We start from the raw sequence: 12,098 nt of genomic DNA, 5'->3' as shown, positions 1-12,098 counted from the left end.
GCCGTTTTTCGGACGGTATCTGGCGTTTGCCGAGCGCGAAGAGATTGCGCTTCTTCGTGTCCGGCTCTCGTCGAGACGGAAGATCGGGCGCCACAGTGTCGATACCCCGATGCCAAAGTCTTCCGCGACCTCGCGCTGCGTCCGGCCGCTCGCCTCGACCTGACGCACGGCCTCCTCCTGAAAGTCCTTCGTGAATCGTCCCTGCGCCTCTGCCATGGAGTTCCTCAGGCAGCATTGAGAACGCTCCACTTTCTCGAGGCAAGTCCAGTCATCGCGGCGGTCGGTCTCACGGTGAGGTCGGCAAGCAGCGTGTTGAGCCGCCGCGCCATGTAGGCCGCTTTGTGATGGTCGGACAACCGAAGTGAGAAGGAGAGGCGGGCTTGCGGAGGCACCTTCCGGAAGCGCGTCGGCACGCGAGCGCGCCAGTAGAAGGTGTGGCCGCGCCGTTCGAGATTGCTTGTGTCATGCCGAGTCGCCACCGACCGGACCCCTTGAGCCGCGAGCCCGAGGAGACGCCGACGGGCATCACCTGTGGGCTACAGGTTTGGGCACATCGCGTGGCGAAAGGGCCGAGAGGATTCTCAGCCGCCGAAAAAACAATAATTACAGGAGCTTGCTGTATGCTGGCTGGGGAACCTGGATTCGAACCAGGACTAACGGAGTCAGAGTCCGCTGGTCTACCGTTAACCTATTCCCCACCGGGCGCCGAGCGCCTTGGTGAGGGGCGTATAGCGAATGGCGGCGGCTGTGTGAACCCTCCGGGCGAAAAAATCGGGTGCGGTGGCGGCGTCTCAAGGCGCGGGGTGGAGGCGCGGGCTCGAAGGAGCGGGAGGGGCCTGCCGGAAAAGGCTGAAAATGCGGGCGGATGGGCGGCTTGTGCTCGCACGAAGGCTTGATACACTCCGCGCCAACAACATGAGATACGAGGCGCAGGCGCCCGCCTTCGGGCCGCGCCGCGCCGGAAAGTCAGACGTGCGCAACCATGATCGCGAGGGAGGCGGGCTTCCCGCGCCCCTTGCCCAAACGGAACCGCCGGGGCCGGAGACCGTCCTGCGACCCAAGGGCGCCCGAACGGACGGCCCGTCGCACGGTTCGCGGCGAGGCTTCGTGACGGCCGAGCGGGGGGCGGACGACGCGTTCGCCGAACCCTCGGGCGGGCGTGATGGAAGCGTCTTCGAACCGGGCGTCCCGTCCGGCCGCGGCGCCACCTCGCGCGCGGGCGAGGCGGGCGAGGCGGGCGCTGCGCGACGGCCGGACGGCCCGACGAACGGCTCGCGGGCCGCCTCCGATCCGATCGCGCCTGCGCCAGACGCCGCGTCCCGGCGCGTTGCGCGGGCGTCGCGTCCGGCCGCTTCCGACGGATCGCAATCGCCATTCAGGGATCGGCGCCCGGCCGGCTCGCAAGCCGGAACCGCGGTGCAGTCCGCCGCTGCGCCGCGCGCGCCTGGGGAGCGCGGGGAGACCCGCGGCGGCTCCGTCGCCTCGGCGAAGCCTTTGTGGGGCGAGACGACGGTCGAGGCCCAGCCCGCCGGGCGCCGTCGCGGCAAAGGATTGGGCGGCACGGCCGACGAGGGCGCCGCCCGCCGCGATCAGGCGTCGGGACCCGGCGAGACGCGCGACGGCGATCCCTTGACCAAGCGGCAGCGCCGGCGTCGCCGCAAGGCGGCGGGATCGGGCACGGATGCGGGCGCGAGCCGGGATGGGCGCGCGCGGGCCGCGGGCGCGGCGTCGGCGCTCGCGGGCGAGCCGCCGGCACAGGCGTCGCGCAAGCCGCGGCGGCGCAAGCGGCGCGGCGCGCCGGGACATGCGGCAGCGCCGGGTACCGGGCCGCAGGAAGCGGCGCCGCGCGGCCAAGGCCATGGACAGCCGACCGGCCAGGCCGTCGGTCCCGCCGAGGCCAGGGGGGCTATGATCGCGCGCCAGCCCGCGGGCCACGCTGCCATCCGGCCCGCGCCGGACGGCACGGCACCGCGGCGCGCGGCGAGCGACGCGCTCTCCGAGGCAAGGCCGCCCGAGCGCCCACCCGTCTATGCCGCGCTCGATCTCGGCACCAACAATTGCCGCCTTCTCGTCGCCATGCCGACGCGCCCGGGCCAGTTCCGCGTCGTCGACGCCTTCTCGCGCATCGTGCGGCTCGGCGAGGGTCTGGGGCGCACCGGCAGCCTCTCGGGCGGGGCGATGGACCGCGCCGTCGCGGCGCTCGGCATCTGCGCGCAGAAGCTGGCCGCGCGCGACGTGCGCGGGGCGCGGCTGATCGCGACCGAGGCCTGCCGGGCGGCGGCCAACGGCGTGGAGTTCATCGAGCGGGTGGAGAAGGAGACGGGCCTCTCGCTGGAGATCGTCAGCCGCGAGACCGAGGCGCGTCTCGCGGTCTCGGGCTGCGGCTCGCTGGTCGATCGCGGCGCCTCGGGCGCGGTCCTCTTCGACATCGGCGGCGGCTCCTCGGAGATCGCGCTGCTCGACCTGCGCGGGGGCATGTCGCGCCGGCTCGCCAGCAATATCGTGGCCTGGACCTCGCTGCCGACGGGCGTCGTGACGCTGGCCGAGAAGCATGGCGGACGCAACGTGACGCCCGAGATCTTCGAGACCATGATCGCCGAGACCGTGGCGCTGATCGAGGGCTTTCCCGACCGCCACAAGCTCGATGCCATCGTGGGCGGGCGCAACTTCCATCTTCTGGGCACGTCCGGCACGGTGACGACGCTCGCCGGCATCCATCTGAAGCTCGAGCGCTACGACCGCCGGCAGGTGGACGGGCTGTGGCTGACCTCGGAGGAGGCGGACGAACTGGTCGCCCGGATCGCCTCCTGGAGCTTCGAGGACCGCGTCGCCAACCCTTGCATCGGCAGCGACAGGGCCGATCTGGTCCTGGCGGGCTGCGCGATCCTGGAGGCGATCCGGCGCGTGTGGCCGGCGCCGCGCCTGCGCGTGGCCGATCGGGGCCTCAGGGAAGGATTGCTGACGGAGATGATGGTGGCGGACAATGCCTGGCGGCGCGCCGACGCGGTGCGAAGGGCCGCCTCGTGAGCGGGGGGCGCGGCGACGACCGCGGGCTCTTCGTGCGCGTGAAGAAGAACAACAAGCTCAAGGCCTCCTCGCGCGCCTGGCTGCAGCGCCAGCTGAACGACCCTTACGTGAAGCGCGCCAAGGCCGACGGCTATCGCTCGCGCGCGGCCTACAAGCTCGCCGAGATCGACGACCGCTACCACCTTCTCAAGCCGGGCATGCTGGTGGTGGACCTCGGGGCGGCGCCCGGCGGCTGGTGCCAGATCGCGGCCGAGCGCATCGGCTCGACGGTGGACGACCTGCGCGTCGTGGGCATCGACTATCTCGCCGTCGAGCCCGTGGCCGGCGCGACGATCCTGGAGATGGACTTTCTCGACGAGGCCGCGCCCGCCCGCCTCATCGAGACGCTGGGCGGCGCGCCGGACATCGTCCTGTCGGACATGGCGGCGCCCACGACCGGGCACCGACGCACCGACCACCTGCGCACCATGCATCTGTGCGAGGTGGCCGCCGATTTCGCCGTGCGCACGCTGAAGCCCGGCGGGCATTTCCTCACCAAGACCTTCCAGGGCGGCACGGAGCAGGATCTCCTGACGCTCCTCAAGCAGTCCTTCGCCACCGTCCACCATGTGAAGCCGCCTGCGAGCCGCGACGGCTCGGTGGAACTCTACGTCCTGGCCAAGGGCTTCAAGGGCAACCGGCCGGAGGAGCGCGAGGCCGAGGCGCCGGCGCCCGACTGGCGCGACGATCCGCGCGGCGAGGACTGAAGCGCCGGCTTACCTCTTGCTTTCGGCTCGCCCGGCGGCGCTTCGGGGCGTGCCGTCGAAGAAGGCATCCCGCAGAACGGGGCGAGGCCGATGTCTCGCCCGGTCAGGCTCGCAGGGCCGGGGCGCCGGTCCGGCTGGCGAGACGGGTCGCGGCCGACAGCGCGGACGAAACGCCCAAGGCGACGACCGGCAGGACGACGACGAGGAGAGCCGGACCGAGGGCCCCGCCGCCGCTCGCGAGACCGTCGCTGACGAGGCCGACGACGAAGGGGCCGAGGCCGAGGCCGAAAAGCGTGGCGGCCGCCAGCATCAGGCCGGTGACGGCGCCGCGCACCGCCGGTTGCGCCAGATCCTGCAGGGCGGCGAGGCTCGACGGCGCCGCGGCGCCGATGGCGGCGGCAAAGCCCGCAAGGCCGAGAAGCGCCGTCGGCAGGCCGGGCGCCAGCGCGAAGAGCGCGAGGAAGGGGGCGCCTGTCGCGAGCGCACCCGCGCCCACGAGGAACGGCGCCGCCCGGCGCCGCCGCGCGCCCGCCGCATCGACGAGCCCGCCGCCCGCCAGATGTCCGCAGATTCCCGCGAGCACCATCACGCCGCCGGCCGCGAGCGCGGCACTCGCCGGCGCGAGGTCGAAGCGGCGATGCAGGAGGGTCGGCGCCCAGGCCACCGTGCTCTGCAGGACGAGGACCGTCGCGCTCATCTGCAGGAAGAGCCGCAAGGCGAGCGGGCGCGTGGCTCGAAGGGCGGCCAGCGCGGCTGCGTGGCGGCGATCCGCGCCGGTCGGCGCCGTGCGGGCTCCGTCCGGCGGCCGGCTGGCGAGAAAGGCGGCGAGCGCCAGCGCGTTCAGGATCAGGGAGAGGAGGATCACGAGACGCCACGGCTCGATCGCGCCCGGCCACGGCGTGCCGCGCGAAAGCGCGGCGAGGACGGCGCCGCCGCCGATGAGGGCTGTCGCCCGCCCCGCCACCGCGCCCGCGGTGAAGACGGCGATGGCGCGCCCGTGCGCGCGCGCCGGGAAGGACTGGACCAGGATGGGCAGGACGCAGGGCTGCAGCACCGCCTGGCCGAGCCCGACCACGAGCGAGGCGGCGAAGAGGGCGGAGAAGCCGGGCGCCAGGGCATAGGAGAGGATGCCCATGCTCCAGAGGCCCAGTCCGGCGGCGAGGAGGCGGCGGCGGTCGAGGCGGTCGGCGAGGAGGCCCGCGGGAACGACGGCGAGGGCATAGAGGAGGGCGAAGCCCGTGCCCTGCAGCAGGCCGAGCTCTGTGTCGCCGAGGCCGAGGCTCGTCTTGATCGGGGTGAGGAGGAGGCTGAAGAGGTTGCGATCCATGGTCGCGACGACGTTGCAGAGCGACAGCGCGAGGACGAGGCCCGCCGGCATCCCCGGTTTCATCGTCCTGCCGCCCCGCCGGTCACGCGAGCGTCCGCAACCAGGTCTCGAAATGCGAGCGCCGGGTCGGTTCGAGGGCGGTGCGATCGGTGCCGTCCGCGCGGAACCGGCCCGGCGTGGTGCCGTAGGTCTGGGTGAAGAGGCGGCTGGCATGGCTGCCGGAGGCGAAGCCGGCCTGAAACGCCAGCTGCTCGATGCTGGTCGCGCGTCCGCCGGCATGGAGGAGCGAGGCCCGCAGCCGGGCGACCCGGCGGTCCTGGATGTAGCGGGAGACGCCGCCCATCGGCTTGAACAGGGCGTAGAGCTGCGTGCGCGAGACGCCGGAGAGATGGGCGACGATCGCCGGCGCCAGGTCGCGCCGGCCCAGATGCGCTTCCACCACGAGCCGCACCCGCTCGAGGATCTCGACCGTGTCGGCCTTGTCGAGCCCGTCGTCCTCGCGCCGCAGCGCCAGCGCCAGTCCGGCCTGGAGAACGCGCACCACGCCGGCGGGGTCGCTGGTCGTCTCGGCGAGACGGCGCTTGACGATGGAGACCATCACGTCCGCCAGAAGCGCGCCCTGCGCGGTGTCGAGGACGGTGCCGTGCAGGCCCATGGCGTGGATGGTCGCATGTTCGACGATGTCGCGCGGCACCGAGAAGGTGAGGATCCGCGCGTCGAAGGCGAGGGTGCGTTGCGGGCGCGTGAGGTCGAACACGGCGATCTCGCCGGGTCGGACCTCGCGCGCGCCGGTCGCGAGCTCGATCCGCATCCGGCCGGACAGAACGAGCTGCAGGGTGAAATGGGTGAAGCCGTCGGCGCGCACGCGGGTTGCCGTACGCTCGTGCGCGACGTCGTTGAGATGCCGGTCGAAGAGGACGAGCCGGTCGAGGAGCCTGGCCTCGAAGCGCGCCTCGAACCGCGCGCCGACGCGCTGGACGTCCGAGCCGACGGCGTAGAGGTCGTGATAGGCCTCGAAGGGATCGGCAAGATCGGGATTGCGGCTGTCGAACGCGAAACGCGCGAACGGCGGATTCTTCATGGGCGACCTCGTGACAAGCCAGCACGGAATGCGGCTGTCGGCCCGAAGTTGCAGACCTTCGCGACGGGACACGCAAAGCGAGGGTGCCGGCGGGACGCTCGGACAAGCTTGCGGGATGCTCGGACATGGAGACGGCCCGTCCGAGACGCTATGATCGACGGATGCTCCGGGTGGCTCATGGCCGATGCTCTTCGCTCCGGCCGGGCGCGTGCAGACCGGGGCGGGAGCCCGTCCTGTCGCGGGCGCGCACCGTCTTGCGGGTGCTTGAACCGCTGGGAGAACCGCATGAACCAGAAGACGCTTGCGGATCTTCTCTTGATGGTGCTGGACCTTCGGCTCGCCGGCCGCGGGCCCGCCGAGCGCCTCGCCCAGCGCCTGCCGGCCGAGCGGCTGCACGAGATCGCGGACATGCTGGAGGCGATCGTCGACCGGGACGGCCCGATCGAGACGGCCGAGGCCCGGCCCGCCAATGACAGCCGGCCCGGCCCGGCCCACCGCACCCGGACCGCCTGACCGCCGGCCCCAGGGCATCGGACGACACATGGGATCCGGTTCTGTCGACCCAGGCCGCCCGCCCGCTTGGTCGCCCCGCCTGACCGCCGGCCGTGGCCCCCGCGGCCGGCCCGGCGTCACTCGGCCGGCACGCGCCGGCCGGCCACCTCGTCGCCCGCCTCGCGCCGCAGGCCGAGAAAGGCGAGCGCGGCCGAGACGGTGACGACGCCGACGACGAGGAAGGCGGCGTGGAAGTCGGCGAGCGTTGCCGCCTCGCGGCCGCCCATCAGCATGCCCGCCTCCAGGATGCCGCCGGCCAGCGCGACGCCGAGCGCGACGGAGATCTGCTGCACCGAGGCGAGCATGGCGGTGGCGTCGCCGGCGCGCGCGGGCGGCACGTCGGCGAAGGCGAGCGTGTTGATGCCGGTGAAGAAGAGCGAGCGGAAGAAGCCCCCGACGAGCAGGAGGACGAGGACGAGCGCGATCGGCGAGGCGGGGTCGAAGAGCGCGAGCGCGCCCATCAGCGAGCCGCCGAGGATCGCGGCCGCGATCAGCGTGGTGCGGAAGCCGAAGCGCTTGAGGATCGGCTTGGCGAGGAACTTCATCATCATCGCCCCGCCGATCGAGACGGAGGAGACGAGGCCCGACTGGAACGGCGTGTAGCCGAAGCCGAGCTGCAGCATCAGCGGCAGCAGGAAGGGCACCGCGCCCGAGCCGACGCGGAACAGGATGCCCGCGCTCATCGCCGCGCGCAGCGTGTCGGTGCGCAGCAGCGAGAGGCGCAGCAGCGGCTCGGGGACGCGCCGCGCGTGGCGCACGAAGAGAAGGCCGCTGACGAGACCGGCGCCGGCCATGGCAAGGCCCACGGCCGGCGGCAGGGCGGGCAGCGAGATGACCGAGAGGCCGAAGACGAGCCCGGCGCAGGCAATGCCCGACAGCACGAAGCCCGGCGCGTCGAAGGAGACGCCGCGCACCTTCTCCACCCTGGGAAGATAGACCGTCGCCAGCCAGATCCCGGCGATCCCGATCGGCATGTTGATGAGGAAGATCCAGCGCCAGTCGGCATAGGTGGCGATGGCGCCGCCGATGGGCGGGCCGACCAGCGGGCCGATCAGGGCGGGGATGGTGAACCAGGCCATGGCGCTGACGAGCTCGGACTTGGGCGCGGCGCGCACCAGGAGCAGGCGCCCGACCGGCGTCATCATCGCCCCGCCCATGCCCTGCAGGAAGCGCGCGGCGACGAAGCCCGTCAGGCTGTCGGCCATCGCGCAGGCGAGCGAGCCGGCCATGAACACGGCGATGGCGAGGCGGAAGACGAGATTGGCGCCGTACCGGTCGGCAAGGCGGCCGGAGATCGGGATGAAGGTCGCCAGCGACACGTAGTAGCTGGTCAGCGCCAGCTTCAGCGCGATCGGGCTCGTGCCGATATCGGCGGCGATGGCGGGGAGGGACGTCGCGATCACCGTCGAATCCATGTTCTCCATGAAGAGGGCGACGGCGAGGACGATCGGGACGGTGCGTTTCAAGTCTGGACTTCCCGGCAGAACGACGAAAGATAAGCGTGGCTTAGCGACGCGTAGAAATACCCATGGCGGCGCTTGGGCAAGGGCCGGCGGCACGCCCCTTCTCAACTGTGCGTGTCGGCCGTTGCCGGGAGCGGCGCGAACCCCAGATCGGGCTCGAGGCCGCGTCGGCAAGGTGCGGCGTCGCGGCCGCGACGCTTCGCGCGCGCCGGCCGGGAGAGGAACGCCCGGTGTCGGGAGCGGGGCCTTGCCGCGCGGCAAGGCCTTTCGCAGGCCGCCCTTCGGCCTGTCACCGGGGCTCATATCGGACGGGCGGCGCGCGCGCCGCCGCAGCGACAAGGATCGACCATGGACGAGACACGCGACGCAAATCGCCCCTACGACCGGCGCAGCGCGCTCAAGATCGCGGCGGGCGCTGGCGCCAGCGCCGCGCTCCTCGGCGCCGCCGGTCCGGCGGTCGCGCAAGGGGCGGCCGCCACAGCCGCTCCCGCGGCACCGGGCGCCACGGCGCCGGCCGAGCGCACCGGCACGCCCGGCTGGCATCGCTTCACGATCGGCGAGGCGCGGGTGACGACGGTTCTCGACGGGCTGCGCCCCGGCGAGGGCCCCTTCCCGACCTTCGGCGCCGACCAGTCGCAGGAGGCGATGGGCGCGCTGATGAAGGCGAATTTCCTGCCCGAGGACCGCTTCGTCAACGGCTTCACGCCGGTCCTGATCGAGACCGGGGACGATCTCGTCCTCGTCGACACGGGATTTGGCGAGGGCGGCGCCAAGAACGGGCTCGGCCGGCTGGTCGAGCGCATGGGCGCGGCCGGCTACGCGCCCTCCGACGTCACCGTCGTGGTGCTGACGCATTTTCACGGCGACCACATCCAGGGCCTCGTCGCCGGCGGCAGGCCGACCTTCGAGAACGCCCGCTACGTGGCGGGCGCGCGCGAATACGAGTGGTGGACCTCGGACGAGGCCAAGGCGGGCGAGCGCAAGGACGGTGCCGCGCTCGTCGAGAAGCTCGTCGTGCCGCTGCGCGAGAAGATGACGCTCGTGAAGGAGGGCGACACGGTGGTGCCGGGCCTCACCGCCCTGGAGGCCTTCGGCCATTCGCCGGGCATGATGGTGTTTCGCCTGGAAAGCGGGGGCAAGGCGCTGTGGCTGACGGCCGACACGGCCAACCACTTCGTCGCCTCGCTGCAGAAGCCGGACTGGCAGGTGCGCTTCGACCAGGACAAGGCCATGGCGAGCGAGACGCGCCGGAAGGTCTTCGACCGCATCGCGCAGGAGAAGGCGCCCTTCATCGGCTTCCACATGCCGTTCCCCGCGGTCGGCTTCGTGGAGAAGATGGAGGACGGCGGCTATCGCTACGTCGCCGCCAGCTACCAGTTCGACATCGACGGCGACGCCTGAACCGGTTGCGGCGCGCGCGCCTCTCGCGGGCGCCGCGCCGTTCGCATCTGCGAAGCCGCCGCTTCCAAAGCGGCGGCCGCCATGCTACCAGCCCTTGCCATTCCTCTGCCGCCGGCGCCCCAGCCGGCCCGACCTCGCAAGGACCGGCATGGCCCGCATCATCGAGACCGCCACGGGCGGAACGGCGCTCACCTTCGACGACGTGCTGCTGATCCCCGGCCATAGCCAGGTGATGCCCGGCCAGGTCAATGTGCGCACGCAGATCACCCGCACGCTCAAGCTCAACATGCCCATCATCTCCGCGGCGATGGACACGGTGACGGAATCGCGCCTCGCCATCGCCATGGCGCAGGCCGGCGGCATCGGCGTCATCCACCGCAACCTCACGCCCGAGGAGCAGGCGAAGGAGGTGCGGCAGGTCAAGAAGTTCGAGAGCGGCATGGTGGTGAATCCCGTCACCATCGGGCCGGACGCCACGCTCGGCGATGCGCAGGCGCTGATGCAGCGCTTCTCCATCTCCGGCATTCCCGTCGTCGACAATGGCGGCGCGGGCGGCCAGACGCGCGGGCGCCTCGTCGGCATCCTCACCAATCGCGACGTGCGCTTCGCCTCCGATCCCGCACAGAAGATCTTCGAGCTGATGACGAAGGAGAACCTCGTCACGGTGGGCGAGAGCGTCGACCAGGAGGAGGCCAAGCGCCTCCTGCACAAGCACCGGATCGAGAAGCTCCTCGTCGTGGACGCGCAGGGCCATTGCATCGGCCTCATCACGGTGAAGGACATCGAGAAGTCGCAGCTGAACCCGAACGCGGCCAAGGACGGGCAGGGCCGTCTTCTGGCCGCGGCCGCCACCAGCGTCGGCGAGGACGGGTTCGAGCGCGCCGAGCGCCTGATCGAGGCGGGCGTCGACCTCATCGTCGTCGACACCGCCCACGGCCATTCGCAGCGCGTCCTCGACGCGGTGACGCGGGTCAAGCGCATGTCGAACGAGGTGCAGGTGATCGCCGGCAACGTGGCGACGCCCGACGGCACCAGGGCGCTGATCGACGCGGGCGCGGACGGCGTGAAGGTCGGCATCGGCCCGGGCTCGATCTGCACGACGCGCATCGTGGCCGGCGTCGGCATGCCGCAGCTTTCGGCGGTGATGGGCGCGGTCGAGGCCGCTTCCGCCGCCGGCGTGCCGGTGATCGCGGACGGCGGCATCAAGTTCTCGGGCGATCTCGCCAAGGCGCTGGCCGCCGGCGCCTCCGCCGCCATGGTCGGCTCGCTGCTCGCGGGCACCGACGAGAGCCCCGGCGAGGTCTATCTCCACCAGGGCCGCTCCTACAAATCCTATCGCGGCATGGGCTCGGTGGGCGCCATGGCGCGCGGCTCGGCCGACCGCTACTTCCAGGCCGAGGTGCGCGACACGCTGAAGCTCGTGCCCGAGGGCATCGAGGGCCAGGTGCCCTACAAGGGCCAGGTCGGCGCCGTCCTGCACCAGCTCGCCGGCGGCCTTCGCGCCGCCATGGGCTATGTGGGCGCCGCGACCTTGGAGGAGTTCCGCGAGAAGGCGCAATTCGTGCGCATCTCCAATGCGGGCCTGCGCGAAAGCCATGTCCACGACGTGACGATCACCCGCGAGAGCCCGAACTATCCCGGCTCCGGCGGCTGACGCCGCCCGCGGGCGCCGCCTTCGCGGCAGGGGCGCCCGCTCTCCGGCGGTCCGTCAGAGCCGCTCGGGCATCATCGGGCCGGTCTTCGCGAGCGCGCGCCGCAGCGCGGGTTCCCGCGAAAGCCGGTGCCAGTAGGTGAGGACGTCCGCGTAAGGGGCGAGCGCGCCGGTCTTCTCCGCCATGGCGAGGAGATAGGCGAACTGGATGTCGGCGAGCGTCAGCCCGTCGCCCATGAGGTAGCGTCGCTCCGACAGGACGGCGTTCAGATAGGCCATGTTGCGGGCGAGCTCGTCGCGCATGCGCGCCTCCATCTCCGCCCCGCTGCGCGCGGCCCAGAACGAGGCGATGATCGAGCGGGCGAAGGAGCCTTCCGCGCCGTCCAGCCATTCGTCGTGGCGGGCATGGTCCTGCGTGCCGGGCTCGGGCGCGAAGCGCCCGCCGGCATAGTGCTCGTTGACGTAGCGCAGCACCGCCGAGGATTCGGCGAGGACGAGGCCATCGTCCTCGATCACCGGCGACTTGCCGAGCGGATGGAGCGCCTTGAGGGTCTCCGGCGCGCGATAGGCCTCGGTCCGGTCGTAGGTCCGAAGGTCGTAGGGCGTGCCGATCTCCTCCAGCAGCCAGACGACGCGCACGGCGCGGGAATAGGCGAGGCTGTGCACGACGATCATCATTGGTCTCCACGTTCGGGCCGGGCCGGTCCCCGCGTCCCGGCCCTGCCGGGCCAGCGGGCTTCGGGCGCAGGTCTGCCGGACCTCGTCGGCCAAGGGCGTTCATCCGCCGCGGGACGGTAGGTTGCGCATGGCGGCGCCGCGTCGAGGGAGGGCGGGCGAATTGGTCGGCGTG

10 protein-coding genes, 1 tRNA gene and 1 pseudogene are annotated in these 12,098 nt (G+C 72.1%); 5 read left to right on the top strand and 7 right to left on the bottom strand.

Annotated features, from left to right (window positions below):
* Positions 1–87: 87 nt before the first annotated feature.
* From ASG48_RS18840 to ASG48_RS11595, 3 genes and pseudogenes are all read right to left on the bottom strand, one after another.
* Positions 88–216, bottom strand: a pseudogene (locus tag ASG48_RS18840) (transposase family protein); the annotation flags it as partial.
* A gap of 8 nt (positions 217–224) precedes the next feature.
* Complete coding sequence (locus ASG48_RS19025) at positions 225–479, bottom strand: DUF6538 domain-containing protein (RefSeq protein ID WP_348271133.1); 255 nt, start codon at positions 477–479, stop codon at positions 225–227.
* A gap of 145 nt (positions 480–624) precedes the next feature.
* Positions 625–698, bottom strand: a tRNA-Gln gene (locus ASG48_RS11595).
* A gap of 931 nt (positions 699–1,629) precedes the next feature.
* On the opposite strand from ASG48_RS11595, the gene ASG48_RS11590 reads away from it, so the two are divergent.
* Both ASG48_RS11590 and ASG48_RS11585 read left to right on the top strand, forming a co-directional pair.
* On the top strand, positions 1,630–3,027 hold the full coding sequence (locus ASG48_RS11590; protein ID WP_055850587.1) for a Ppx/GppA phosphatase family protein: 1,398 nt from the start codon (positions 1,630–1,632) through the stop codon (positions 3,025–3,027).
* Positions 3,024–3,773, top strand: coding sequence for an RlmE family RNA methyltransferase (locus ASG48_RS11585; RefSeq protein ID WP_055849833.1), 750 nt, complete (start codon positions 3,024–3,026; stop codon positions 3,771–3,773). The genes ASG48_RS11590 and ASG48_RS11585 overlap by 4 nt, the downstream gene beginning before the upstream one ends.
* 103 nt (positions 3,774–3,876) lie before the next feature.
* Here the strand turns inward: ASG48_RS11585 and ASG48_RS11580 are convergent, their stop codons facing one another.
* Together ASG48_RS11580 and ASG48_RS18345 are read right to left on the bottom strand one after the other, a co-directional pair.
* Entirely contained in the window at positions 3,877–5,163 is a 1,287-nt protein-coding gene (locus tag ASG48_RS11580) for an MFS transporter (protein WP_162243925.1), read from the bottom strand.
* Positions 5,164–5,182: 19 nt separating this feature from the next.
* A complete protein-coding gene (locus ASG48_RS18345) occupies positions 5,183–6,181 on the bottom strand; it encodes a helix-turn-helix domain-containing protein (protein WP_055849829.1) in 999 nt (332 codons plus the stop codon).
* A gap of 285 nt (positions 6,182–6,466) precedes the next feature.
* On the opposite strand from ASG48_RS18345, the gene ASG48_RS18340 reads away from it, so the two are divergent.
* Complete coding sequence (locus tag ASG48_RS18340; protein ID WP_055849828.1) at positions 6,467–6,694, top strand: hypothetical protein; 228 nt, start codon at positions 6,467–6,469, stop codon at positions 6,692–6,694.
* A 116-nt stretch (positions 6,695–6,810) separates the two neighbouring features.
* Here the strand turns inward: ASG48_RS18340 and ASG48_RS11565 are convergent, their stop codons facing one another.
* On the bottom strand, positions 6,811–8,199 hold the full coding sequence (locus ASG48_RS11565; protein WP_055849825.1) for an MFS transporter: 1,389 nt from the start codon (positions 8,197–8,199) through the stop codon (positions 6,811–6,813).
* 345 nt (positions 8,200–8,544) lie between these two features.
* On the opposite strand from ASG48_RS11565, the gene ASG48_RS11560 reads away from it, so the two are divergent.
* Together ASG48_RS11560 and guaB are read left to right on the top strand one after the other, a co-directional pair.
* Positions 8,545–9,597: an MBL fold metallo-hydrolase gene (locus ASG48_RS11560; protein WP_055849823.1), complete on the top strand. Its 1,053-nt coding sequence runs from the start codon at positions 8,545–8,547 to the stop codon at positions 9,595–9,597.
* 148 nt (positions 9,598–9,745) lie between these two features.
* The gene (guaB, locus tag ASG48_RS11555) at positions 9,746–11,251 is read left to right on the top strand and encodes an IMP dehydrogenase (protein ID WP_055849821.1); all 1,506 of its coding nucleotides are present in this window, start codon (positions 9,746–9,748) and stop codon (positions 11,249–11,251) included.
* Positions 11,252–11,305: 54 nt separating this feature from the next.
* On the opposite strand, the gene ASG48_RS11550 is transcribed toward guaB, so the two are convergent.
* Positions 11,306–11,926 carry a glutathione S-transferase family protein gene (locus ASG48_RS11550; protein ID WP_082529425.1) on the bottom strand — a complete coding sequence of 207 codons (621 nt, stop codon included), beginning with the start codon at positions 11,924–11,926 and terminating at the stop codon, positions 11,306–11,308.
* Positions 11,927–12,098 lie beyond the last annotated feature (172 nt).

Source organism: Aurantimonas sp. Leaf443 (assembly GCF_001425575.1).
Taxonomy (GTDB): domain Bacteria; phylum Pseudomonadota; class Alphaproteobacteria; order Rhizobiales; family Rhizobiaceae; genus Leaf443.
Note: the sequence above shows the minus strand (reverse complement) of the source record. Positions and strands in the feature narration are given on the sequence as shown.